General features: G+C 50.8%; 21 protein-coding genes. 1 reads left to right on the forward strand and 20 read right to left on the reverse strand.

Annotated features, from left to right (window positions below; translation table 11 throughout):
* The coding region (locus tag GTGU_RS14175; RefSeq protein ID WP_038158229.1) for a DNA-binding protein at window positions 1-298 on the reverse strand (298 nt) is incomplete at its 3' end.
* Window positions 299-305: 7 nt separating this feature from the next.
* Entirely contained in the window at window positions 306-515 is a 210-nt protein-coding gene (locus GTGU_RS14180) for a helix-turn-helix domain-containing protein (protein ID WP_038158231.1), read from the reverse strand.
* A 152-nt stretch (window positions 516-667) separates the two neighbouring features.
* On the opposite strand from GTGU_RS14180, the gene GTGU_RS24020 reads away from it, so the two are divergent.
* On the forward strand, window positions 668-1,192 hold the full coding sequence (locus GTGU_RS24020) for a helix-turn-helix domain-containing protein (RefSeq protein WP_169741183.1): 525 nt from the start codon (window positions 668-670) through the stop codon (window positions 1,190-1,192).
* A 289-nt stretch (window positions 1,193-1,481) separates the two neighbouring features.
* Here GTGU_RS24020 and GTGU_RS14190 read toward each other — a convergent pair whose 3' ends face one another.
* The 18 genes from GTGU_RS14190 to GTGU_RS14275 form a co-directional block, all read right to left on the reverse strand.
* Complete coding sequence (locus GTGU_RS14190) at window positions 1,482-2,264, reverse strand: type VI secretion system ImpA family N-terminal domain-containing protein (protein ID WP_051857361.1); 783 nt, start codon at window positions 2,262-2,264, stop codon at window positions 1,482-1,484.
* A 26-nt stretch (window positions 2,265-2,290) separates the two neighbouring features.
* Window positions 2,291-5,812 carry a type VI secretion system membrane subunit TssM gene (tssM, locus tag GTGU_RS14195; RefSeq protein ID WP_038158233.1) on the reverse strand — a complete coding sequence of 1,174 codons (3,522 nt, stop codon included), beginning with the start codon at window positions 5,810-5,812 and terminating at the stop codon, window positions 2,291-2,293.
* Between the two features lie 3 nt (window positions 5,813-5,815).
* Window positions 5,816-7,255 carry a type VI secretion system protein TssA gene (gene tssA / locus GTGU_RS14200; protein ID WP_051857362.1) on the reverse strand — a complete coding sequence of 480 codons (1,440 nt, stop codon included), beginning with the start codon at window positions 7,253-7,255 and terminating at the stop codon, window positions 5,816-5,818.
* Window positions 7,256-7,265: 10 nt separating this feature from the next.
* A complete protein-coding gene (vasI, locus tag GTGU_RS14205) occupies window positions 7,266-7,955 on the reverse strand; it encodes a type VI secretion system-associated protein VasI (protein ID WP_038158235.1) in 690 nt (229 codons plus the stop codon).
* Window positions 7,952-8,749 (reverse strand): helix-turn-helix domain-containing protein, encoded by a 798-nt coding sequence (locus GTGU_RS14210; RefSeq protein WP_038158237.1) that lies wholly within the window; start codon window positions 8,747-8,749, stop codon window positions 7,952-7,954. The genes vasI and GTGU_RS14210 overlap by 4 nt, the downstream gene beginning before the upstream one ends.
* Complete coding sequence (gene tssH / locus GTGU_RS14215) at window positions 8,746-11,349, reverse strand: type VI secretion system ATPase TssH (RefSeq protein ID WP_038158239.1); 2,604 nt, start codon at window positions 11,347-11,349, stop codon at window positions 8,746-8,748. The genes GTGU_RS14210 and tssH overlap by 4 nt, the downstream gene beginning before the upstream one ends.
* Complete coding sequence (icmH, locus tag GTGU_RS14220; protein WP_038158241.1) at window positions 11,346-12,131, reverse strand: type IVB secretion system protein IcmH/DotU; 786 nt, start codon at window positions 12,129-12,131, stop codon at window positions 11,346-11,348. The genes tssH and icmH overlap by 4 nt, the downstream gene beginning before the upstream one ends.
* Window positions 12,131-13,474, reverse strand: a complete 1,344-nt coding sequence (gene tssK, locus GTGU_RS14225; protein WP_038158244.1) for a type VI secretion system baseplate subunit TssK — start codon at window positions 13,472-13,474, stop codon at window positions 12,131-12,133. The genes icmH and tssK overlap by 1 nt, the downstream gene beginning before the upstream one ends.
* Before the next feature lies 1 nt (window position 13,475).
* Window positions 13,476-14,018, reverse strand: coding sequence for a type VI secretion system lipoprotein TssJ (gene tssJ / locus GTGU_RS14230; protein ID WP_038158246.1), 543 nt, complete (start codon window positions 14,016-14,018; stop codon window positions 13,476-13,478).
* A complete protein-coding gene (tagH, locus tag GTGU_RS14235) occupies window positions 14,015-15,337 on the reverse strand; it encodes a type VI secretion system-associated FHA domain protein TagH (RefSeq protein WP_038158250.1) in 1,323 nt (440 codons plus the stop codon). The genes tssJ and tagH overlap by 4 nt, the downstream gene beginning before the upstream one ends.
* 17 nt (window positions 15,338-15,354) lie before the next feature.
* On the reverse strand, window positions 15,355-16,389 hold the full coding sequence (gene tssG, locus GTGU_RS14240) for a type VI secretion system baseplate subunit TssG (RefSeq protein WP_038158252.1): 1,035 nt from the start codon (window positions 16,387-16,389) through the stop codon (window positions 15,355-15,357).
* Window positions 16,353-18,179 carry a type VI secretion system baseplate subunit TssF gene (gene tssF / locus GTGU_RS14245; RefSeq protein WP_038158255.1) on the reverse strand — a complete coding sequence of 609 codons (1,827 nt, stop codon included), beginning with the start codon at window positions 18,177-18,179 and terminating at the stop codon, window positions 16,353-16,355. The genes tssG and tssF overlap by 37 nt, the downstream gene beginning before the upstream one ends.
* 4 nt (window positions 18,180-18,183) lie before the next feature.
* Window positions 18,184-18,618: a type VI secretion system baseplate subunit TssE gene (gene tssE / locus GTGU_RS14250; RefSeq protein WP_038158257.1), complete on the reverse strand. Its 435-nt coding sequence runs from the start codon at window positions 18,616-18,618 to the stop codon at window positions 18,184-18,186.
* Between the two features lie 6 nt (window positions 18,619-18,624).
* A complete protein-coding gene (gene tssC, locus GTGU_RS14255; RefSeq protein ID WP_038158259.1) occupies window positions 18,625-20,106 on the reverse strand; it encodes a type VI secretion system contractile sheath large subunit in 1,482 nt (493 codons plus the stop codon).
* 29 nt (window positions 20,107-20,135) lie between these two features.
* Complete coding sequence (gene tssB / locus GTGU_RS14260) at window positions 20,136-20,639, reverse strand: type VI secretion system contractile sheath small subunit (protein WP_038158260.1); 504 nt, start codon at window positions 20,637-20,639, stop codon at window positions 20,136-20,138.
* Window positions 20,640-21,126: 487 nt separating this feature from the next.
* Window positions 21,127-23,307 carry a tyrosine-protein kinase gene (gene etk, locus GTGU_RS14265; RefSeq protein ID WP_038158262.1) on the reverse strand — a complete coding sequence of 727 codons (2,181 nt, stop codon included), beginning with the start codon at window positions 23,305-23,307 and terminating at the stop codon, window positions 21,127-21,129.
* Window positions 23,308-23,328: 21 nt separating this feature from the next.
* Entirely contained in the window at window positions 23,329-23,772 is a 444-nt protein-coding gene (locus GTGU_RS14270; RefSeq protein WP_038158264.1) for an arsenate reductase/protein-tyrosine-phosphatase family protein, read from the reverse strand.
* Complete coding sequence (locus GTGU_RS14275) at window positions 23,760-24,917, reverse strand: polysaccharide export protein (protein ID WP_038158265.1); 1,158 nt, start codon at window positions 24,915-24,917, stop codon at window positions 23,760-23,762. Before GTGU_RS14275 ends, GTGU_RS14270 begins: the two co-directional genes overlap by 13 nt.
* Between the last annotated feature and the right edge of the window lie 24 nt (window positions 24,918-24,941).

Here is a 24,941-nt window from a genome sequence, read left to right on the forward strand (position 1 = left end):
AGGACCAGAGGCGCTGGCGCTCAAGGTCGTCGGCGGCTATGCGAGAGGGTTCCTGTGGGAGGGTGATTAAACCAGATGACGTTTCGATCAGACCACGGGAAGCCAGCAGTTCGGCGCGGACTTCCGGCGGCAGAACAGAAATATGGTATTCGAATGCTTTGGTTCCGGCGCGCTTGCGGCGCAGTTCGCTGCGGCCTGCGGAGAGTTTTTCCAGACGCCTCCAAATATTTGAAGTATCAAGAGGAAAACTGTCTAACCCTGAGCATTCTTTGACTGTTACCCAAATATCGCTGCTCATAAAAACCTCAATATCTGCTAGGCCAAATGGTAGAAGGTTCGACGCCAATTGCAGCGGCGATAATTTTCTGTCCCTTAGGCCATTTGCACACAAGAGTTTTCCGCAGCGTATCTGGGGCCAAACCAGCGTTCTTTGAAAGCGACGACAGAGTAGCTCCGGTCTTTCTGACAGCAGCCTTTATATCTTCTGGATGCCAGTCTTGGTGTCTTTGTGCCATTTTGCTGTATCCTTAAATGTTCACGATTCCGGTATCCGTAACGGGTATCCGGTCTCGGAAAGTATAGCTCTGCATATTGTGCGAAATCAAGCTTAGTGTCGCAAAATATGCAGAATATTTTTAAGGCATTATCGTTTATGGATTTCATATACATGTCAGACACATACAGCAAAAAAGAGGCCGCCATAGAGGAAAATGCGGATTGCAAAAATGACGAATTGTCAAAATTGCGTTTCGCAGAACGACTTAAGCAAGCCATTGGTGATGAATCGAATCTGGCTTTTGCGAAGAAATGTGGATTGTCTGATTCGCTGATAGGTCGCTATTTGCGTGGAGAGTCGTATCCCAGCATAGATAAATTACCAGCAATAGCGTTGGCTGCTGGCAGGAGCATGAGTTGGCTAATTGGTGACAGTGATGGTATGGCCAACCATACGGAAAACGATGAAGAACTAAAGCGATGGTGGTTGATAATATTTGACTCTTTGTCCGAGAGTGAACGGCAAAGAGCCATACACGTGTTTAAACGACATGGCCTGCTCGCACTTTTTGCAGATGACGTCATCAAAAGTGACGATGCAGACTCAACGGTTCACAAAGAGATTTTGGAACAACGTGATTCAAATGGACGGGTTCAGGCCGCGTCAAAAGTAAGCACGCAAAAAAAAGCTGGCTGATTGCTGTGAGTTTCAATCGGCTGGCTTCATCTTTGCGCCTCCATGAAGGAATATTTAAACTGTTTTAAATCCTTTTTAACGCGTTGAAATTTTCTGCCTTGCGGTATAAGTCTATATGACAGTAAATGGTTTTGGCGGCGGTTGATCTAAATTTGTTCTGGAAGTGATTTTTTCGTGTGGTACAGTAAACCCTGTAGTTGTGAAGCCTTGTTATACCTGAACTTCCTCCCGTTAATTCCCTTCAATTCCCGGTTATTCCCGCATTCCTCGTTTGATCTACACATCAGTGTCAAGAGTCAATCGGTACGACGTAAAAATAATACGCCGTCAGCGCGATCAGCAAACAACAAAACAGCCCCCCGAAAAAGCCAGTGACTATCCCCCGCGTCTTATTCACCGTTGGGAAAGTGACGGCATCGCTCGCCGGAAGCGCGCAAGTCACAATTTTCGGCGGTTCGGGTTCCGGCAGATCCTCCGTATCATCCCCGCCGGGCACCCATATCATTTTTTCCGGCGCAACTGATGGCGATGCCTTTTCCTGCTCAGGCTTCTCTTCAAGCCGCTGACAGGTATTGCGAATAAAAAACTGCAAATTCTCCACCCGTGGGACGCGGCGCAGGGGAAGCTGTTGTAAGTTATCACTGAGCGTTTTTAATGCATTTTCCGTTTGAATGAGAGCTTCAAGGTCTTTTTTCTCAAAGGAAAGCGTGCGCAGAATGTGACTCGCTTTGGCGTTAAACCAGTCAAGCAATTCAATACGTACCATCTCATTTTCGGGCCAGCATCGCTCCCAGTCCGCTCCGATTACCCCGGCCAGCAATTCACACCCTTCGGTAAACCCAGCCAGACCGGCACTCCGAAAACGCGCCAGGGCGTAATACAACGCGGTCTGGAGATCCACGCCATTACGGCGAAACACCGCCAGAGCCAGAGATTCAATCAGTTTCCAGTTCACTTCCTGTTGCGAAGGGTGATTGATCTTATTGATCTCCTCGCGTATTGCCTGAAATTCCGCCAGATGACGGGGATCACCTCCGGTGCGTATGACGATATCCTGAGTCTGTTCATTCACGGCTATTTACTCCCAATCATCCCTGATCAGTACAAGGTTTCCGGCACAGTAAACTGGCTGAACAAGCCGCCAGCGAACGGGTTATCCGAGGAATCTACATGGACCCGGTAGATCATATAACCGCCATCAACGTTAAACCGGACGTTGAACGCTCCGTCTGTCACCGACGTCAGTTGTCCGGAGTTAATCAGCCGCAACTGCGCCCACGGTCCGCTGAAACCAATGCTTCGGGGAGCATAATTGCTCTTATCCGGTACCAGCGTCAGTTTACTCTCTACACCGGAACGCATTGAGTTTGGCCAGACAAGATGTACCGTCCGGGTACGACCATGCGTAAACTCCAGTAACTGTCCATCCATGTTCAGCACACTGCGCCGTTTATCAGACGACAACTCTACAGTTTCAATCGCATACTGCGTACCAAGACCATTCTGCGGCGTAAAGAAGGTGTCACGAATTTTCTGCGCGTTTTCCATTTGCTGACGAATGTCGCTACGGATCAATATCTGTCCGTCGCTGCCCCAGGTTAGTTCGTTTTCCATAAATGGTTTGAGGTTTTGCTGATAAAACGCATCAATGACCCCGTCCGGTTTAAAGAAGCGCTCAAATTCACTCAGCGAGACATCTTCTTTCGCGCCGGGTTTAAACGGATAACGCCCGGCGAGATGGGTCTGCCAGGGTTTAACGACCGTATTTCCCCACTCCACTTCCAGATACTGAATGGCTTCAATCATCACTACCCGCCAGGCCTGTTCAGCGAGTTCCCCCACCCACCGGCTGAGCGGCTCCGGTAAACTTTTCGACGTCTGTTGCAGGGCAAAAATGGGATCGTTACTGTTTTCGTTCAGGCGCATCTGTACCGCTTTGAGCGCTGACTTTCCGGGTGTTGGCGAGTTCTGAATCGCCAGCAAATAACGGTACAAATCCGTTAATTTTTGATTAACGCCCGGCAGCATCCCGCCATCCTCTTGTTGATCGGACAGCAGGCTGTTTTCAGGCGCGAACTCGCGGTTAATCCGGGTCAACAACTGATAGTTTTGCGCGCTGAGAAAGGCCTGTCGTGATTTTTCAGGTAATCCATCCGGCATCAGCGGCGGTTCTGTATTGTCTTTTAAGGTCTGCAACGCCCGGCGGAATATCTGATCGCCACTGATGATTTGCTCAAGCGCAGTAATCACCTGGGGGATCTCATCAAACTGAGATATTTCAAGGTTGCCCATGGCGCCTCGCCAGGTGGAGGTGTAATCGCTGAGGTACTGTTCAGTAATTTGCCGCTGTATCTCTTTGCGGTCCGCCTCACTGTATTGCACGTTTTGGGTCAGGTTAAGCACCCAACTGTCCATGGCAGTCAGTTCCACCAGCCCGTCACGTTGCTTCACAAAATAGTTATCCAGGCCATAACGGGTCAGAAACTGCGGGATCCGCAACCGCTTCTCGTCACTGGCGGTAAAGGCCGCATCGAAATTCGCCCCCACCTGGTCGCGAAGATTGAGATCAGACGGCAGCACCTGCTGCGCCTTACTGCGCAAACTCTGGTACACCCGCTGATAGATGGACAATTTACTCAGCTCAAGCTGCGCATCTCTGACCGGCTGGGCAAAAGGCGCAAAGCTGCTGATGGCACCCTCGTTTCCGGCCTGACGCAACGCATTCCAGTCGGTGTGCTCCAGCGCATAATCCAGATGGGCCATCAGTTGTTGCTGAAGCATATTTTGCCCGCTGAAACGCTGGCTCCAGCGCTCTGCCATAAACTGTTTGATCAGTTCCTTATTACGCCCGCTCTTATCATCCAGCATCCGCATCACGCGGAGAATGTTTAGCTTCTCATTACTGCCTGCGGGCGCTTCATTCAGTTGTTTAAGTAAGCCATTCATTAATGCCGGCAGGTAACGCTGCTGTAAGAGTTGCAGATAAGTATCTTCTACATACGGACCGATTTTATATCCCTGATACAGCCCCATATCGGCCCATAACGCATTACGCTCATGGTAATCCCCATACGCCAGCGTGGCCTCACGAATCGGGTTGAGCAGGGGTAATTGCAAATTGCCGTAATTGTCTTTTTCCACCGGCGGAGGAATATCGAGGAACGATTTTGTCTGTGTCAGGACCTCAACGCCGGAACGGTAATTCGTACGATAATAATGATGCCAGCCCAACAGCAGACACAGCAGGATCACACCGCTGATGACCGAATAAAGCGTCACGTTGCGGCGTGATTTACGCAACCAGACACTGTTTTCGCTCGCCAGGTTAGGTTCGGAAAATAAAACGCGATTGAACAGCGCCTGCGTAAAATAGGGCACACTCTCTTTGACGGGCCATGCCGGAAACGCCTGAACGCCAAGGTGATATTGCACAGAAGCGCTCTGCACAAAGAGATCATCAATTTGCCCCCGCTGTTTTGCCGAGGTCAGATAAACACCGCGCAGCAATGGCGGGTTCTCGTCATTAAATAGCAGCCCGTCCAGCAATTGCACCACATAGTCATGCAGACCAGACATCTGACGAATAAACGTAAATAACGCGCTGCGTTGTGCGCTGTCCACATTGGCGATCATCATCCCCGGCATGGCGTCATTCATCATATTGAGCCACTTATGCCAGAACGTATCCAGTTCCTGTTTCCAGTTGTCGTTCTGGCCTGAAAAGGTAATACCGAGGACTGACTCGCGTTTTGTTTTGTCCAGCGACTGGAACATCGCGTCAAAGCCATGAAAAAGATCCATATGCGTCAGCACGACATACACCGGCAACTGGCTATGCAAATGAATTCGCAGATCCTGCAAACGCTGTCGCATTGTCGCAAGCCAGGCATCACGACGCGTTTTACCTGAGGTCATGAAATCGTCGATATCCACGACCAGCACAACGCCGTTCAATGGCTGACGCGCTCTGGTCGTTGTCATCCAGTCCAGCAGATCGCGCCAGAGTCGCCCGAAGAGTTCCGGCTTTTCCGCTTCCTGAACCACCGGCTGTTCAATAAGCTCGCCGTCGACATCAATCAGCACTGCCTGCTCACCCACCAGGCAATGAACATGCAACCCGGTGTTATGTTCACCTTTTGTTTTTTCCGGAACATAGAGCGGCGCCAGTTTTTGCCCCTCAAGCAGCAGGGTACTTTTGCCACTCGCTGAGGATCCCACGACCAGATACCAGGGCAACTTATATAAGTAATTTCGCGTGCTGAGATGGCGTTCCAGTTGCAGCAACCAGCGCGCCAGATATCTGCGCTGAACGTTAATATCGGCGCTGATGGGATCTTTAACCTCTTCCCGGGATAATTTTTGCATTCGCTCGAGCTGTTGCAACCGCCGCATCACGCGTACTGTCAGCCATGCCAGCGCAATCAACACCAGCACGGCCGTTGTCAGCCAGCGGCTGAGGGGCGTCTGGAGGGGTTTCTTCGAAGCGATAACCCAGTCTGGCCCCCACCACCAGACCCAAAAAACGGCGAAGCACCAGAAAACGGCAAGCAATAAAGCGGCAGACGCTTTAAACCGTGGAAGGGCAGGCCTCAGAGAGCTAAAGAACCCTGGTATTTTCATTGATTAACACTCCTGTTCCATCCGGTGGTTGTCCTTCGTCATCACGATATGTTCTTCTAATTGCGTTATCAGCTCAGGTTCCCAGTCCGGTAGTGTGATGCCCTGCGCTATCTGCCAGAGATGCTGATAATGCTGTTGTGCCAGTGTCTTCAACCCCGATTTTTCTAACAAATCAGCGCCCAGCAATTGACAGTAAAACTGCCCTCGAGGGTTACGCTGCCGGGCGAGGTCATCCAGTTGACGCAGAGCGACCTCCAGCCCCTGGGTTTCCCGGCTTTGCCAGACAGCGTCTGAATCCAGATCAGATTGCACAGACACCTGCCCCGGGGAAGCGGTTTTTGCCTGTCCCTCGCCCTCGTACTCAAGCCAGTTCAGCGTCGCGACGGAGAAAAAGGGGGTTCGGTTAATAAAACTCAGGGTCCTGAGTTGAGGAAGGCGTTGTAAGAAAACCGACAGTTCATCATGAATGGCGGAAGCGACACGCGCATACCCCAGTTTTTGCGCAATTTGAGCAGAGAGATGGTGCCCATCGAACCAGTAGGGCGCTAAGGTGAGGCTCTCTTCAACCTGCATCCATAACGCGCTATCCGGGTTCACCAGTCTGCTTTGGTATTCCGCCATCCGATCGACAGAAAACGCCGCGAGTGGTGTTCTTCCGTCTTCTGCAGATTGCGGTGCGACAGTGATACCCTGCCAGATAGCGTTACGGCGTAAACGGCACCACAACGGATTTTCCGGCTGACGCTCATACAGAATACCTGCCATTTGCAGTTGCGTGTGTCGCCAGGCTTTTTCATCGGTATTAACGACCTGCATCGTCGGTGCCGGCGGCGTCACACCCGGTGATGCCTGAGGTATTGTTGCTCCCGCAGAGACAACGTCCGGTGCCTTATCTTCCTGCACCGGGCGCTCTGGCTGACGGGCAAACGTGACTTGCAACGTCTTAATCTCTTCGGCAAGTTCACGCTCTTGCACCTGCCAGAACTGCTCAAGACATGACAGCGCCTCCTGTACCGCCTGCCGCTGCGCCGGGTTTGCCCCGGTAATAAAGCGGTTTACGGTGGAAGGAAACCGCCGGATCACCTGCTGCGACAACCGGCGTCTCATCAGGGCGTTATCCGGCCATGCCTGTGACCAGTACAATTCGACCCATCGACAAAGCAGTTGCATCGCCAGCGCCACATCCGCGGGTTGACCGCTATGCTGGAGCGTGCGCAGCAGATGCACGATGAGACGAAAATCTTTACTTTCTGTGGTCAGTAACAGCAGGATCCGCTGTTGTATGTCAGCCATGTTCAGGGTGCTATGGGTGAGCGCCCCGAGTTTGACCATTTCGCCATCAATAAATGCCCAGTGCGGATTGTCGTCACTCAGGCGGGTGCTGATGTTTTCGCCAGGCAACGGAGTTGCCAGTTTTTCGAGCCAGTCATGCCGTTCAGCCATCACGCGCTCCTTACCAGTGACAGGCTTTACGCAGGGGTTCAATTTCCTGCGCTAAACCTTCAATGTTAAAAATCAGGTGAGGAGAACTGCGCCCGGGGAGACTCACGGTGACCGATTCAGAACCAAACAGCTGTTTGATTTCTTCAATGCCGGCAAGCCCTCTGCTGGCATCCAGCAGGTAGCCATTTTCACGGATAAACCAGTTCACATCGTACTGATTGCGATCCGTCTTCAGCAATACGTTGCCCTCACCGCTTTTCAGAGGTACTGCCACCGCAATTTGCAGACGGGTGATATTGTCAACGCAACTGAACATCAGCACGGGTCGCGGCGGCGTTTCGCCAATCGCTGGTGTTGTCAGGATCACCTGCGGATTGTCGCCACCACTGTTTGTGGAGATGAAGGCCGTGGTGTGGTCGTCTCTGGTTTTTTCCTGATCCATCGCCCGCTGCCAGGCGACGCCGCCTTTCGCGACAGGCACATCAGCCATTTGTGGCCCGTCATCGGAAAACGCGCTGTCATAGCAATCAAGACGCAGCAGCGGGGATGATTCACTACGGCATCGCATGGCTTTAGACAATACGTCGGTGTCATGCGTGTTTGTCGTAGCGGCAGGCAACGGCATGTTTACCGACGTGAATGCAGACGGGTTGGTCATGGCGAGCAATCCGGTCATCAGCAGCAAGATCGCTATGTTCATACATCACACCCGTATTTTGTCAGTTTGTAAGCCAGTGTCCGGGGTGACAAATTCAGACTTTCCGCGACACGTTTTTTATTGGCATTGAACTGACGCAGCCGCTGCGTCAGCACGTCACATTCAAATTCTTCTATCGCTGCCAGCAGATCGCTGATGCCACTGTAATCTTTGGCAATACCAGGAAGGTTTCTTTCTCCTGTCGAACTCAGCTCGGCAATGAGTTCATCAAGCTGCTTTTGTCGTTCCTGTTGGGTATGAAACACGGTTTGAATCTGACGAAGCTGGCGATGCAATTGCTCAAGTTCCATCACCTTCTTCAACTGATACTGGAACAACTCACAACTCAGGCTGAATACACTGTTCGGCTTGTTCAACTGCTCCGGCTGACAACTGAACGCGGCAATGACACCGCTGGCTGCGCCGCGATGGTCAAAAACAGGTGTTGCGAAAAGCCCACATTCATTGGGCAGTTCGCAAACGAATTGCCGAAAACGGCTCTCTTCAATCCGCACGCCTCTGTGCAGCGTTTGCCAGATAGCGTTCACGCCACTACGTAACACGTGGATTAAGGGGTGATTGACATCAAGCAGACTGACTTCAAAGCGTTGAAGACTCACCGTACTGGTTCCCGAAACGGCATAGCATTCCATCCGCTTTTCGGTGGCATTGATCACCCCGGCCATCAACGCCTCAAAACGAGGACGACGCTGGTTAATCTCCAGAAAGTTGAAGATCAGTTCCTCCTGAGTGTGACTTTCCAGCAAAGAGAGCACACTTTTCAGCCGCTTTCTCATACTTTCGTTTCCACCCTGGCGTTGAATTCATTGTTCTCGGTAAAGAGATGAATCTGACCGACCGCGTTACCTGCTGCCATGTGTTGCAATAAAAGCAAGGAAAGCGGCGGTAAAAGTGCGCCATCAATGACCGATTCCAGCATGCGCGCGCCATTTTCCGAGCGTGTCACGCGTCGCATAATTTCCACGGCGACGGCGTCATCTATCGTTACCGTCGCGGCGAAACGCTGCCGGAGAAGATTTTCGAGTCGGGTAAGTTTACTGGCGATGATTTCCGCTAACGTGTCGTTGCCCAGCGGCAGGAAAGGAATCACCTCCATTCGCGCCAGTAATGCCGGTTTGAAAAAATCGGCCAGTACGGGGTACAACGCCTCCTGTAACGCGGCGGGGTCGCTGGCATACTCAACAATGACCTGATACCCCAGGTTGGACGTCAGAAAGAACACGACATTCTTGCAGTCAATGATTCGCCCTTCCCCGTCAGCCAGCTCGCCTTTATCAAACGCCTGATAAAAAAGATTCAACACATCCGGATGCGCTTTCTCGACCTCATCAAGCAACACGACGGAATACGGTTTCTGTCGGATCGCCTCTGTCAGCACACCGCCTTCGCCATAGCCCACATAACCCGGTGGCGAGCCAATAAGACGCGAGACGGTATGTTTCTCCTGAAATTCAGACATGTTGATCGTCGTCAGGTACTGACGGCCGCCGAACAGCGTGTCCGCAATCTGCAGAGCGCTTTCGGTTTTACCGACACCGCTGGGGCCGACGAGTAAAAACGCCCCTAACGGTCGTCCCGGACGGCGCAAATCCGCGCGCGCCGTCAGCAAATGTTTATGCAACTGCGCGATCGCCAGCGTCTGCCCACGAATCGCCTCGCCAAGCCACCCAGGCAGCTCGGTGATCGCCACCATTTCACTTTGCGACAGACGGTTGAGCGGAACGCCGGTCCATTCGGCAATGACTTCGGCGATCTGTTTTTTCCCGACATGCGGAGAGACCAGCGCCTTCTCTTTTTGTAATGCATCAAGCGCCTGCGTGAGTTCGGCCAGTTCACGGATTTTTTGTTCGTCCTCCGCCTCCTGTGAAGGGTCCAGCAATGCCGTGCGCAGAGCAATCAACTGCTGAACCAGAGATTGTTGCTCATGCCAGTCTGCTTCCAGTGTGGTTAACACCTCGCTGAGTTCAGACAAACGCTGATGCAACGACGCAAGATAATCGGCATCGCCAGGTAAACCGATGCGATGTTCACGCTCAAGTTGGGCAATTTCCTGCTCAAGCTGCTGTTGCTCAGTTATGAGTTCTGACATCTGCCGGGGGGGCGATGTCAGGTTGATGGAAACCCGTGCACAGGCAGTATCGAGGACATCAATGGCTTTGTCGGGTAACTGACGGCCCGAAAGATAACGCGCACTTAAGTTGGCCGCTGCCTGCAGCGCTTCGTCATCGATCAGTACGCCATGATCTTTCTCGTAGGCACTGCTCAGCCCGCGCAGAATGATGGTCGCTTCCGCCGCCGTCGGTTCCATCACTTTTACGATCTGAAAACGTCGGGACAGCGCCGCATCTTTTTCAAAATATTTTTTGTATTCGCTCCAGGTGGTGGCGGCAATGGTCTTGAGTTCGCCTCGCGCCAGCGCCGGTTTCAGCAGGTTAGAAATATCCAGCCCGCCCTGTTGGTTCCCGGCACCAATCACCGTATGCGCTTCATCGATAAACAGAATGACCGGATCCGTTGACTGGACGGCTTCAGCCATCAGCCCTTTGAAACGCTTTTCAAATTCGCCTTTCACTGCCGCGCCAGCCTGTAATGCCCCCAAATCTAATGTCAGCAGCCGCGTATTACGGAGTTTATCCGGCACCTGATCAGCAATGATCCGCAACGCCAGTCCTTCTATCAGCGCACTCTTGCCAACCCCGGCTTCCCCCACCACTACCGGATTATTTTTCCGCCGACGGCACAGGATATCGATCATCAGATCAATTTCCGCATCACGGCACAGTACCGGATCGAGTTTTCCTTCACGCGCCGCCTTCGTCATATCAGTCGTAAAGCGTGCCAGCAGACTCTCGTTGCCGGACTGACCACCGGCTTTTTTGTCCGCGCTGTCAAACACATCACTTTCTGCGGATTCCGCTGTCCAGGCGGTAAATTCATCACGCAACAGAGCGACATTAACCTTCAGCAGCAACTGAACCACCTCAGCGGGAAGGTAACGGTGCGGTGTATGAAGTAAGGCAATCAGCATGGTGCCGCTGCGCAGTTGCGAATGGCTGAACTCGGCGGAGGCCAGTAACCAGCTCTCCTTAAGCCACTCAACCAGTAGCGGTGAAAATGAGGGATATTGCGCAGCGGTATCACGCCCACCTGAAGGGACGTTATCAAGCCGCTCGCACAATGCGTCGTAATCCACTTCCGCGCGATTGAGAATAAGCCGGATGTCGCTGAGCGGCGTTTTCACCATTTCCAGCAGCACCTGGGTCACTGTGATTTCTGCCACCTGCGCACTCACCGACTTTGCTGCCGCGCTTTCAAGTCCATGACGCGCAACAGGATGAAGACGGTTGACTAACGCGGGCAAATCAATCTGGATCATCGTTTGCCTCCACTGAGTAAACTATTAAGTTGCTGCAAAATATCTTCGGTTTGCACATTCAGTCTCAGCAGGTAAAACAGATAGAAGACCACCATCAGTGCAATGCCACCGATAAATAAATGTTTCACCGTCAGTCGGTTAATCAGTTTGTAACGGCTAAGCGAGCGTTCGCCGCCCTGATATAACACGGTGACGTCCGTTTCAGGTCGCATCTTGTGAATAATGTTATAGAGCCGACGAAATATGCGATCGAACGCTTCTGCGTGCTGCGCGGTGACTTTATATCGGCCGCGGAATCCCAGGCAGAAACAGATATAGATAAACTCAAGAAGATCACGATAACGCTGAGGTTCACTGATCAGGCGTTCCAACAGAACGTAGACTTTTTCTCCGCCCCAGGTTTCATTATGAAAATGAACCAGTAAAGATTGTTTCAGCCAGCCGTTTTCATTATTCCAGCCATGCCCTAACGCTGCTTCGTCAATAAAAGTACAGAGCACATAGCGAAATGAAATAATCGCGCCCGGTTCGTAGCCCAGATTCTGGAGTGATTGCTCCGTCGCCCGCACATCTGCAACGACCTGCTGATATAACCGTTCAGGTAGCGGCTGATTACCCATTGATTGCAGGCGCAACACCATGCCCAGTAAGGGCGTTGCGGCATCGATCATCGGATTGAGACCTTCTCCTCGCAGCAGCATCTGATAATGACGATGGTTACCCACAACGTCATTCGCAGTACTGAGCAACGTCTCTTTTATGGAGATCGCGTCATCGACCATCAGTTCCCCCTTATTGCCCAGAACTGCATATCCAGCTCCGGAAACTCGCCGGAGACGTGGAATGCGATCGCATTGCTCTGCAGCACGTCTTTCCAGGCCGGACTCTGTTTATCCAGCATGAAATAGGTATATCCCGAGTGATAAGGCAACTGACGGGGTGCGGCTGACAACGCAACCAATGGCACGCCAGGCAATTGCACGCTCACCAGATCACGAATGCGATCAACAGAAGTGATTTTGGTTTGCTGAATAAACTGTCGCCGTAATTGCTCCTGAGGCAATTGCGCGCGGATCGCCAGAATAAATTCAGCGCTGCTGAGCAATTCACGCTCATTAATGGTGGCAACACGAATACCGTGCGCCTGCATGCGTAATTGAATGGATATCGCGCGAGGTGTGAGTACCGTACTTAATGCCTGTCGCATCAGGAGAATCAGCGGCAAAAACGTCTCGGTCAGATTATCGTGGTTATAAACCGGGAATGTCCCTGGCAGGCGAGACTCATCGGTAAAGGTCATTAATTCACCGCAACCCTGAACCAGGTGAGTATAAAAAATTTCCGGGTGCAGTAATCGCTGATAAGAAAGATGTGTAAATACTGGCTGCAGGCGGTTAAACAGTTGCAGCATCATAAATTCCGCCACATCCGCAATTCCCTGCTGGCCTGGCGAACCAATACGCTCCGCCAGCATTCTGGCGCGCTCCACCAGGGTCCCCTGCACTTCATCCATAAACATACGCAATGGGGTCGACACATTGATCGTGAGGCAGGACGGTATAAATTCTTCATCCAGCACCAGCGCGCCATCCGGGCGTTTCTCTTTAATGCGACATACCGGCAATACCGTCCACGCACTCAGATCCTCATGCCCCTGCATTAGCCGTGGCGCCAGTTGCGCCAGCATCAGGGTACTGACATCACCGTCTTCTGAATGAAGATCGCGGACATCCGCCATCACCTCCCGATAACGGACATTTCTGGCTGAAGATTCCGCCGTGCTAATTTCGTTTATCGCCTCATTCACTAAAGGCAGCGCCAGGTAAATATCCCGGCTCCCCGGCTCATGCATCGGTCCAATATCGAGAGGTGGCGACAGTAAATCCTGATAGGGAATATCAAATAAGGTGCCATCCGGCATGATACCCTGCGCGGAGGTAATGCCAATGCGGCCAAGCTTAAGGACTTCCTGATTTAGCACCAGAGAGTAAAAACCATAACCGTAGCGCTGGAGCAGCGTCATACGCACATCATTCAGGTAGTCGTTATGGCGTTGCTGTTGCTGGAAGTGTTGGGGTTTAACAAACAACCCTTCACGCCAGATAACCCGATTTCTGGTTGGCATATCAGTCCTCCTCTTTTTGTAATTCGACGTCATTGTCACGGACATGAATAAGCAGATGATATGCGTGCCCCATGCCTTTTATTTTTATCACCTTCTTCCACTGGCTAATATTTTCATCTGCGTAATAAACCACCACGCCAATATACTGGTTATCTTCTTCCAGCTTTATCAATTCCAGAGGCTTGAACTGCCCCGGTAACAGGGTATAGTCCTGGTGATCGATATAATTTTTCCCGAGAATTTTTTCGAGATCGCTGTCTTCTTCATTAAGTTGATCAAAGTCCGCTGCCAGTAATTTTGAATCTTCACTCAGGTAAATCACCTGCAAATTAACCGGGGTGGCTTCATCACTTTCATTTTTATTAATATCTGGCTCAGCCAGCAAAGTAATTCTGACGGTTGAGGGTTGTTCCGCAAGGGAGCCTACCTGAATATCAGGATCCATCAGCACCTTGCCGACTTTCTTGCTGACGGTACAACTGCTCAGCAGCAGCGTTATCAACAAAACCGAACACCATCTACAGACTTTGCGGACAGGGCTCATACTTTGCTCTCCTGCAGCCCCTTTCTTAACGCTCTGTCATAGGCCTGTTCATAGACTTCGTTGAATAACTTACCGAAACCCTGCTGGCGACTCGATGCCAGTTCTTCGTAGTAATTACAATACATTGTCCATGCCCAGGCGGGGTCCATCTCACTGCGTTCGGCCACCCGACGATATTGAGCAAAACGGGACATCAGACGTCCTGGTGAAAAGGCCTCCAGCATGACTGACAACGCTTCTGAAATAGCCTGCTGGTTTGCCTGATAATGAAGACGCATATTATCGAGACTTTCCGCCACCGCTTCCGGGGCGGAAAGATGAACCGGACTTTTCCCTTCGGCAAATAACACATTCAGCGTGGTGTCATAATCCATGTTCAGCCGCAGAGGGTTATCTTCAAGTGGCCGCAGATGTTTATCTGACAAGGTATCCTGATGGCTATGCAGCGCCAGTAAACCACGGATCGTCATCTGCAATGTCCGGCCCGCCTCTTCAAGAAAATCATTTGCCTGCTGGCTGTCATACATGGAGAGCGGCGCATTAAGCCCCCGCATTAATGGCGTAATCGCCACAAAACGATCGGACATGTCTTCCTGGCTCGCGGTCTCTTTCTGTTTATTCAGGTAACGGGTTATTTGCGGGAGTTCCAGAAATTCCTGATCGACTATCCGATTTGCGGGATCATCCGTAAGCGAAAACGGCTCACTGGATTTTGTGTAGGGTGAACGTTGAAGAATATTTTCAGCCGAATTTTCTGTTGTCACAGGATCTGTTCCCGGTTCTGTAAGTGTTTCGTTTTGTAATACCTTGAGCGGATCCTGAGACCATGAATTCGCCACCGTCTGCTCTGGCAACGGAGCAGTCATTTTCACGGGATCATTTTTCAGATCTTTTTCCAGTAAGGATTCCAGTGGATTGCTGTAATGTGTCACCAGGGATTCCGGCGTCACCTGCATGGGATCCTGTATTTCGTCACCATTTATGCTGATGAACACTTTCAGCGTAAGTGCGCCAAGGGCAATTTCATCCCCCTGTAGCAGGCGCACAATGCCAATATTGGGGTTCAATGGTGTTTGATTAACCGACACAGGCGCACCCTGGGTACGCAGACAAAATGCGTCATCCTGCCAGAGGATCACAAAATGGGTGCCAGCGATTTTCCGTGCCGTATCCTGAATGCGCCAGGCATTCTGTTCATTACTGCCAACGCTGCCTCCGGCAGGGCCAAAATCATGACTGGCATTACAACCGCTCTCAAGTTGATGGCTGTTATTCACTCTCAACTGGAGTGAAGGGAGATAATGTTCATTGCTGTTCATCTTTCTGTTCCTCTATTTCACTCCCTGACACAGAGTGTGACCTCAGGTCTCTCATCCGGCTGGCCTAAAAAACAGGACCAACCCAACAACGCATTTTGTTCAACCCCTAATTCCATGCCACCAACCTGATTTGGCGCGATGCCAAGACATAAATCCCAGGCGAATTGATCGCGGAGAATAAATGACGTAAACGTCACCAGAGGCAAATAACTGGCGCCTTCGGGCAGAAACTCCAGAAAGCGTTGTCGGGTCAGCCCATTCAACCGCAATAAAAACTTTCCTCCACGATCCGGCACCCTGGCGCCAATAGAAAAGTTTTCACCTAATACCGATTTGTGGACTGTCCGTTTACCGCTGTAATGATGAACACCCCCCAACCGGTTTTGTTGTTCGGGAATAATGGTCACGTAACGTTTTTGCCATTGCTGCAACGTGACATCATCCAGTTCAAAACAGTGTGCAATCAGCCCGCAGATAACATCAGGAGAACGCCCGGGGCTGGCAAGCAACCCCGCATAAGCCAGCATTTTGCTGTGATTAATCGTTAACTGCTGACGAACATCCGCACAGCCCAACCCCACCAGCGCAAACATCCGTTGCGAGAACGCATCCTTCCCTTCGTTTTCAAAACAGATGTAATAGCGATATTTGCGCCAGATGCGGTGCAGCAGCATCAAAAAACGATGATTAAAAACATCAAGAAAATCCGTCAGATGATAATTTTGCTGCGCCTCTTCCCAGGCGAGGTTATCCAGGTAAAATCCCGGCAACGGCGACTGACTACCATGCAGCCCCAGGAACGATGCCGTCAGCAACCACTGTTTATTCTTTGCCGGTTCTAACGCGATCACATCGCGCGAAGGGAATGAAATACTGGCTGTCGAACGAAAACGAATAGCTTCGTCTTCCGGATTTAATGCGAAGGAAGATACTGGATCCACTGTTCCCTTTGTCAGCAACTCCACCAGTTGATAGAAATTGAAATGCCCGGCATTGTCGGACACTTCCTGGTACTTTAAATCAACGTGTGTTGTCCCTTCTGCTCCGGCCATTCGTAGCACTCCTTGTTGTGAGTATTAATTACCTTCAAAATGTGGAACGAATTCACGCTGGCATATAGTGAGAAAAAGCGAGCCAGAATAGCGCCGAATAAATAAAGTTCCCCTTCACACGAAAAAGCGCCTTGTTCCAGCCACAAGGTGGATTCCAGCCCTCTGACCGGAACGCCCCGGAATAAACGATCAACAGGATGCGTTTCAATATTGACAATGCCATCCATCTTTTTTTGTGACCCGCGCGCTGCCTGCCGGTCATGCTTACCAGGTAAATCATAAGTAAGCAGAATCTGGCGCAAAGCATCTTTATTAAGTAGCGAAAGATAATTCAGCGACATATTGGAAATCAGCGACCATGTCAGGCTTCCGTCAAGCACAGGATAGAGCGGTCGGGTAGGACGGGTAATATTGCGAAACGATGCAAAAGAAGGTGTATCACGGGCAACGGTGTCAATATCACCAATACGCAATAATGTCGGTAATTCCCGATTGGTACAAGTTAATTGCACAGAAATCGTTTCGTCATGGAGCACACATTCCAGCTCATCTCCACGAACAAAGGAAATCGAATGTTCAAGCCCCGGACGTAATACTGAGGGTTTGATACGTACCCGGTAATAGATTTTTTCTCTCCCTTGGGTATATTCAATTTGATGTTGAAAGCTTTCAAATGGCGTGTAGGTTCGTAATACCCCTCGTGACCGCCCGTGATCCTGAGCATCATTTTTAAGCCAGCTTTCAACTTTATCGACCGAGAAGATATCGTAAAAATCGGGTTCACTGTAACTGACACGTAACGGGTATTCTGTTTGCGTACCATCAAGCAAAATAGATTCACTATAATGGCTAAACAAATTAACGGCAGGTGTACAGTGCAGGCGCAGCGAATCCCGTCTGATTTTCACCTCCGGCGGTAACGGGCGGGAAAAGCTCAGTCGCAATGAGAATTGGCTGGCATGAAGTTCAGCGGGTAATTTCGCTACCCCTTTAACATCAAAAAAAAGATATCCCTCAGGAAAACAAAAGTATTCCTGTAAAATGCGATAGCCCGTCACTGAATTTTTAGGCCAGGGTAGCATGGATTCATCACGGCTGAACCCTAACGGCACAAAATCAAAATCGGGGAATACATAGCTTTCATCCCCAACGATCAACTCTGCTTTCTCAAAGTAATAGCTCAACCAGAAATAGAGTTGATAACTGCTGTACCCAGCTTCACCCAGCCAGAACCGGAGTTTACCCAGTTCCAGATCATTAATACTGATTTCCCCACTGGAGGAGAAATCGATATGAATGACGGCCATTTCGTTACTGTTATTTACCCGAATATCATCAAGCGCTACCGGAAGTAACCACAGATCACGGCATTGGGTAAAAACACAATGGGTCAGATTATGCGGATCCTGACGTGGATCCAGTCCATCATCCGATTCTGCAATAATCTGGATGGGACGACTTAATAACTCGGTTCCACGCGTAACCTTTGTCGCCTCCGTAATGATATTTTTCTCTGGCGTATATTCGATGATGGTCATACTGGGCGTCGGGCGCAGATAATTTGGCCACAACATGTTCAGCAAACTGTGCGTCAGTTCAGGAAATTCATCGTCGATTTTTTCTCGCAAATTTCCGGATAAGAACGCGAACCCCTCCAGCAAACGTTCAACGTCTGGATCTACGCCTTTCTCAGACAAAAACTCAGCCAGATGCGGTTTTTCACGCGCAACAATGCGCCCAATCTGGTGCAAATAATCCAGTTCGTCCCTAAAGTATTTCTCGAATGCCATATCGTTAGCTCAGATGGTAACGCTGGTGCTTATCCAGATGAATATTAAATTCAATCATGTCATTCACATCATCAAAGCCCACATGCGCGAGAATATGAAAATTCAGTGCTAAGGGATCCTGTTCATCTGCCTGGCCAGCTTTGACTTCAACCCAGTTAATACGCGGCTCGTAGTCAATAATGCAGGCCCGGACGATGCGCTCGATGGACTGGCGGAAGTCAGACGATGACGACGTAGCATCGTTGAGATCAAGCACACCCAACATGGGTGCGCTCTGACTTCCGCCCTGATGTGAATTTAACACCTGGTTCAGGTTTTTTTTTATTGAGGCCAGTAAACTGCCAGAAGAAGAGCGGCGAATAATACCGTCCTCCTGTTTCTGGATCCGTTCAAACAAACTGCCTGAACGATCACGTCTCCAGCTCAATAACCCGGCCATGGCCCTTTACTCCTTGTCCAGTCGCCCAACCAGAGAGAGTTCGAAACTCGCTCCCATATATTTAAAGTGTGGACGTACAGACATGGTGACCTGATACCAGCCTGGATCTCCCTCAACATCCAGCACCTTAATTTGTGCGGCACGCAGAGGGCGACGGCTGCGAACTTCTGTCGGCGGGTTTTCCTGATCGGCGATATATTGCTTAAGCCAGATATTCAGTTCACGCTCAAGATCCTGACGCTCTTTCCACGAGCCGATTTGCTCACGTTGCAAGACTTTGATGTAATGCGCCAGGCGGTTGATAATAAACATATAGGGTAATTGCGTACCCAGTTTATAGTTGGTTTCCGCCATTTTCCCTTCGCGGGTGTTGGGGAAGACTTTGGGTTTTTGGATCGAGTTCGCTGAGAAAAAGGCGGCGTTATCGCTCCCTTTGCGCATCGTCAGCGTAATGAATCCTTCTTCTGCCAGCTCGAATTCACGACGGTCAGTGATGAGCACTTCGGTGGGAATTTTCGCCTGTATGTGTCCCATGGCTTCATACAGATGTACCGGCAGATCATAGACTGCACCGCCACTTTGCGGACCAATAATATTTGGACACCAGCGATATTTTGCAAAACTGTCGGTCAGGCAACTTGCTAACAGGAACGCGGTATTGCCCCACAGAAAATTTTCATGCCCATTTTGTACGCTCTCTTCATAACCGAATGAGCGAATCGGGTTTTCTGTTTTTGAATACGGCAGACGAAGTAAAAAACGTGGAGCAGTTAAGCCAATATAGCGTGAATCTTCTGACTCTCGCAGCGAACGCCATTTGGTATGTGAAGGTCCTTCGAATACCGATTTTAATTCTTTGATCGCCGGTAATTCAGTAAAGCTGCTGATGCCGAAAAACTCCGGTGCCACGGACGACAAGAACGGCGCATGCGCCATCGCACCGACCGCTCCCACATACTGAAGCAGCTTCATATCCGGTGCTGTATTTTTAAAGGCATAGTTCCCAATTACAGCGCCGATAGGCTCTCCACCAAACTGGCCATAACCGGAAGAGTAAATATGCTTATAAAATCCTGATTGTATGATTTCAGGCGCAAACTCAAAGTCATCCAGCAATTCTTCCTTGGTTGCATGCAGCACATTGATCTTAATATTTTCACGAAAATCTGTGCGATCAACCAGTAACTTAAGCGACCGCCAGGAGGATTCAAGCGCGCGGAACTCATCCGCATGCATAATCTCATCCATCTGAGCGCTAAGTTTTTTATCCAACTCCAGGATCATGCGATCAACCAACATTTTGTTGATGGGTTCTTCACTGGTCCCGGAATCCAGAATATTCGAGATAAACGCCGCAACACCCTGACGAGCAATATCATATCCATCGTTATCCGGCTGCATATGCGCCTGAGACATAATTTCGTCCAGCAGAGAAAATGCTCTTGCAGGTTGTTCAGGCGTAGCTGTCTGCTCTTCACGTAATGACATAAAAAAATCCCTCTAAGTACAAACAGGTATCACTTCTTATCGAGAATATTTAACTCTTCGAGAAGCTGTTCACGCGCTTTTTCATCCTTCAGTAGCGCCTGTAATTTAGAACGGAAGGCAGGAATATTGCCCAGTGGCCCCTTTAGGGCGACCAGTGCCTCACGCAGTTCGAGCAACTTATTCAGCTCGGGAACGTTGCGGGCGACATTATCAGGGGAAAAATCAGAAAGAGACTGGATATCAAGACGAACGGGTAAATCATTTTCACCCTCGTCATTTGTCTTTTCATCCAGTCGATTGGGAACAACAAACGAGAGACTCAGACCGGCCTCACTCATTACAGAATTGAAATTATTCTTATTGATGGAGACAGGTTGCCGTTCTTCCAGAGAAGTATCCTCACGGACACCTTTCATGTCCCCGACAACAAACAGATTTAGCGGAAGCTCTATTTCCGCAATCTGATCTCCCGTATTAGGTACATACTTGATATTAATACGCTCTTTCGGTGCTACACTGCTGTCCTTACTCATAACAGAGATCCTCTCTTTTGCATCTTTAGCAGGAGTATTCAAGTTTGAATTGATAAGAGAACAAAATCGTCAGCTTGTTATATTACTTCAGTTTTAGCGCCGACTGCTTTCCGGTAAAGACTGCTTCCAACCCTGGATGTTTACAATTTTTCTACAGCTATTTTCACCGCAACAAACTCTGGAGATCGCTTTTATAGCAATAAACATAAAGCAAAACCAGATGCAAACACAATAAAAAATATAATATTAAAAATACCTTATATATTATATCCTGAATCATTAAACATATTGCAGATATAACCCCATTAGTAACATAAATGCCGCTAAACATATTTGTACCTGTGAAACATGAATATAGCAGTATCGATGAAATGGCGGAACAAAAAACGCAGTAGCCATGCTTATATTTCCCGGAACAGGCTATCACCAGCATACTTTTATTTCCTGCATGTTCCGCCAGCGCATTGTGTCATGATAAGAAATCCATTTAATTCTTATCCGTATACTGATACCCGTACTGATTATACCCGTAGCCATAGTAATCACTGGCGCGTCTGATCACGCCGTTCAGAATCGCGCCTTTGATGTTGATCCCGCTCTGCTCCAGGCGCTGTACACAGAGGCTGATCTCTTTGACGCTGTTCAGGCCAAAGCGCGCAACCACCAGGCTGGTTCCAGCCGAGCGGCCAATAATAGCGGCATCGGTGACGACGAGGATCGGCGGCGTATCGATAATCACCATGTCGTAATGCTCGTCGGCCCAGATCATGAGCTGGCGGAAACGGGCACGCATCAGCAGCTCTGCCGGGTTAGGCGGAGTCTGGCCGCGGGTGATCACGTCAAATCCCCCTTTGTGAAACCGCTGCACGGCCCCTGTCATGTCCGCCTGACCGGATAGCACTTCAGACAGCCCGACCTCATTCTCAATGCCAAACATGTCATGGACATATCCCCGGCGCATATCGCCATCAATAAACAGCACATTCAGTTCGGACTGCGCAATCACTGCCGCCAGCGCCGTGCTGACAAACGTTTTGCCACTGTCCGGCGTAGCGCCGGATATCATCAGGACGTTGTTAGCGGTTTCCATCATCGCGAAATGCAGACTGGTGCGCAGACCGCGAATCGCCTCGACAGACAGATCAATGGGATTATCAACTGGTAAAAACGGGACGTTACGGGTGTGGTGACGTAAACGTGAGGAGAAAAAATGCTTACGCCGCACCTGTGCTTTCTTCGCCAGCCACTCTGACAACGGTACGGTGGCGTAAACATTAATCCCCTGCTCTTCCAGTTGCTCAGGGGATTCAATTCCCCGGCGCAGCAATGTGCGCAATAACACCAGACCCATAGAGAAAAACAGTCCAAGCATCAATCCTAAAATCACAATCAACGCTTTTTTCGGCTGGATGGGCTCTGGCTGAGCCATCGCCGGATCAATAATGCGGACGTGACCAATCGCGCTTGAACGGGCAATGCTCAGCTCCTGCTGACGATTAAGCAATTGCAGATACACAACCCGGCCAGACTCAACATCCCGACTGAGGCGCAACACTTCCTGCTGTGTCTGCGGCATCGCCGACACGCGTTTATTCAGGCGTATCTTTTCCTGCTCAAGCGTCTGGCGTTTTTCCAGCAAGGCGCGGTAGGTCGGGTGATCTTTCTTGTAGAGCTGAGAAATCTCCGCTTCGCGGAAAGTCAACTCATTCAATTGGTTATCGACATTGACGATCTGCTCAAGCACGCTTTTTGCTTCGAGATTAAGGTCGACCGAATCCTGTTGTTTACGGTAAGCGTTGAGTTTATTCTCCGCCTGATCCAGTTCACTGCGCACCTGAGGCAGTTGCGCCTGCAGAAATTCCAGGCTCTTTGAATCCTGTGCCGCCTGGCGAGCGATATTCTGCTGCAGATAGTTACTGGCGATACTGTTCAGGATGCGCACGATGTTGTCCGGATCATCTCCGTTGATCGTCAGCCCCAGCATGCCGCTGTCTTTGCCCCGCTCTTTTACCGCAAAACGTCGTTGCAGGGCGTTAATCGCTTCCAGCTCAGTCAGTTGCGTCAGCATAAATTCGGTCCCGGGCGCGGCCTGAATCTCCGACACGTTCAGAGCGAGATCACCCTGGACGAGCAATTCGCCCACGACCCCTGTGGCAGAGAAATCCGCGCCTTCCAGCCGGTAATGCGCACTGTCTTCCACCGTCAGCATGATCCGCTGAGCACGTCCCTCACGGCGCGGAATGCTCATCCCGCTTAATGCCAGCCGACCAGGGATTTCCCCCGTCAGCCGCGCCCAGCCACGCCCCACCAGCGGAAAATAGCGTTGCGCCACAACGTTGCGCAGGCTCAGATCATCAATGGTCTTGCCCAGGATCATGCGCGACTGCAGCAATTCGATTTCCGGCGCAGAGTCCGGCGACGTGCCGGGAAAATCCTGACTCAGGCTATCCAGCAACGCATTCCCCTGCTTTTGTTCCACCTGTACCAGCGCATCCGCCTGATAAACGGGCGTGGCAAACAGGGCATATGTCAGTGCACACAGGGTGAATAACAGGGTCACGCCCGTGATCAGTTTCCAGTGATCGAGCAATTCGAAAAACAAGCGAACCAGATCGATCTCATTGTCGCCCGCAGGCGTGGTCTGAGGGTGAAGGTTTTTCGTCGACATAAAACAACATATCTCGTGTGATTAGCTGAGCCGCTTCGCCCATTCCTGAGTAGCCTGCGCCAGCAGACTGTAAACATGCTCAAACGCCTCCCGGCTTTTGCCGTAAGGGTCGGGAATTTTTTTACCACCCAGCCACTGACCAAAAAGCAGCGTTTTTCCCCGCACATCGGGCGCCATGACTGTCACCTGCTCAATATGCGCAGGTTCCATCACCAGGATCAGATCGACATCGCGCAACATCCCGGCAGTGACTTTGCGAGCGACATGGCCCGACAGCGACAATCCATGGCCTGCCGCCACCGCCATCGCGGTAGCATCTGCGGGTTGCCCGCTCACGCCGCAAGTCCCTGCCGATTCCACGCGCATCTGCGGCAGAGCCTGTCGCAACAGCTGTTCGCCAATGGGCGAGCGACAGAGATTTCCGGTACACAGCACCAGGATGGAATGAAACCTTAGTTTGGCCATGTGCGGATATACCGTACGGTTTCCGTCAGGTCATGAACGCCGGTGATAGTCGGTACCAGTTGAGAAATTACCCGGTTCCAGCGCACGATCGGCGCGGCAGTCACATAGACGATGTCGTAAGGTTCCAGCTGGAATTCGGTACTTAACACCATGGCAGAGGCGTCCTGCGCCCTGAGCTGATAAATACTGGCAATTTTTCCGTCGGGCGCATTCCTCACCGAACGGATGACAAATATACCGGTGGCGTCAGACATGTCCTGTCGCAGGCCCTCGGCGTTGCCAATCGCTTCCGCCAGCGTCATACCGCTGCGATCCATCTTCAGGGTGCTTTGTTTGCCCACTTCGCCCATCACGAACACTTTCAGGTTGTCGTTACGCGGCACGAACAGGATGTCGCCAGGATACAGCAGCCGGTTCTGCGTTAAATCGCCATGCTGCATCAGCGCATAGAGTGAAATCCGGCTCTCCATGCCGTTATGGGTCAGCACGACATTGCGCCAGTCGGCATTTTCTGTCAGGCCGCCCGCCGCGTTTATCGCATCCATAATGGTCAAGGGAATATTGGTGATCGGCTGCTGGCCGGATTTGGCAACTTCGCCAGTGACGTAGGATTTTTGCGAGCGAAACGCCGCGATGCTAACATCCACCTGCGGGCTTTCGATGACCGCATTGAGGCGCGCGGTGATTTCATCGCGCACCTGAATAAGCGTTTTGCCAGCCACCTTCAGACGGCCTACGTAAGGATAGAAAATGGCGCCGTCGGCATTGACCCAGTTGCCGGTATCGCTGGCGCTGCGGTACTGACCGGCAGGCGTGGTGAGCTCTGGGTGGTCCCAGACCGTGACCATTAAGACATCGCCAATACCGATACGATACTCATATTCCTGTAATAGCTCGTCGAGTTGCGGGTTGGCGCGAGAGGAGATCGGTGCCGGGCGTAATTGTTCGACAAGACCGGGGGTTAGCGGGTAAATATTTACCATCTTATTCAGATCGTAATCGTTGTCCGCGGATTCAACGACATTCTTACCCTGTGTGCTTAACCCCTGCCCCGGAATTACCGTACAACCGCTTAGCACCCCTGCCGCGAGCATTAGTACAGCAAATGCGGAAATATATTTTATCGCCTTGGGCTTCCTGCTCATTAATTTTCCTTACAATTCGATTCC

It is taken from the genome of Trabulsiella guamensis ATCC 49490, assembly GCF_000734965.1.
In the GTDB taxonomy this organism is placed as follows: Bacteria; Pseudomonadota; Gammaproteobacteria; order Enterobacterales; family Enterobacteriaceae; genus Trabulsiella; species Trabulsiella guamensis.

Excerpts from the sequence above, each read along its gene's own strand:
- tssH (WP_038158239.1), bottom strand. The coding sequence starts at position 11,349 with ATGATCCAGATTGATTTGCCCGCGTTAGTCAACCGTCTTCATCCTGTT.
- GTGU_RS14210 (WP_038158237.1), bottom strand. The coding sequence starts at position 8,749 with ATGAGAAAGCGGCTGAAAAGTGTGCTCTCTTTGCTGGAAAGTCACACT.
- etk (WP_038158262.1), bottom strand. The coding sequence starts at position 23,307 with ATGTCGACGAAAAACCTTCACCCTCAGACCACGCCTGCGGGCGACAAT.
- tssG (WP_038158252.1), bottom strand. The coding sequence starts at position 16,389 with ATGGCCGGAGCAGAAGGGACAACACACGTTGATTTAAAGTACCAGGAA.
- tagH (WP_038158250.1), bottom strand. The coding sequence starts at position 15,337 with ATGAACAGCAATGAACATTATCTCCCTTCACTCCAGTTGAGAGTGAAT.
- icmH (WP_038158241.1), bottom strand. The coding sequence starts at position 12,131 with ATGGTCGATGACGCGATCTCCATAAAAGAGACGTTGCTCAGTACTGCG.
- tssF (WP_038158255.1), bottom strand. The coding sequence starts at position 18,179 with ATGGCATTCGAGAAATACTTTAGGGACGAACTGGATTATTTGCACCAG.
- tssB (WP_038158260.1), bottom strand. The coding sequence starts at position 20,639 with ATGAGTAAGGACAGCAGTGTAGCACCGAAAGAGCGTATTAATATCAAG.
- GTGU_RS14275 (WP_038158265.1), bottom strand. The coding sequence starts at position 24,917 with ATGAGCAGGAAGCCCAAGGCGATAAAATATATTTCCGCATTTGCTGTA.
- vasI (WP_038158235.1), bottom strand. The coding sequence starts at position 7,955 with ATGAACATAGCGATCTTGCTGCTGATGACCGGATTGCTCGCCATGACC.
- tssM (WP_038158233.1), bottom strand. The coding sequence starts at position 5,812 with ATGAAAATACCAGGGTTCTTTAGCTCTCTGAGGCCTGCCCTTCCACGG.
- tssE (WP_038158257.1), bottom strand. The coding sequence starts at position 18,618 with ATGGCCGGGTTATTGAGCTGGAGACGTGATCGTTCAGGCAGTTTGTTT.
- tssK (WP_038158244.1), bottom strand. The coding sequence starts at position 13,474 with ATGCCAACCAGAAATCGGGTTATCTGGCGTGAAGGGTTGTTTGTTAAA.
- tssJ (WP_038158246.1), bottom strand. The coding sequence starts at position 14,018 with ATGAGCCCTGTCCGCAAAGTCTGTAGATGGTGTTCGGTTTTGTTGATA.
- tssA (WP_051857362.1), bottom strand. The coding sequence starts at position 7,255 with ATGGCTGAACGGCATGACTGGCTCGAAAAACTGGCAACTCCGTTGCCT.
- GTGU_RS14180 (WP_038158231.1), bottom strand. The coding sequence starts at position 515 with ATGGCACAAAGACACCAAGACTGGCATCCAGAAGATATAAAGGCTGCT.
- GTGU_RS14270 (WP_038158264.1), bottom strand. The coding sequence starts at position 23,772 with ATGGCCAAACTAAGGTTTCATTCCATCCTGGTGCTGTGTACCGGAAAT.
- tssC (WP_038158259.1), bottom strand. The coding sequence starts at position 20,106 with ATGTCATTACGTGAAGAGCAGACAGCTACGCCTGAACAACCTGCAAGA.
- GTGU_RS24020 (WP_169741183.1), top strand. The coding sequence starts at position 668 with ATGTCAGACACATACAGCAAAAAAGAGGCCGCCATAGAGGAAAATGCG.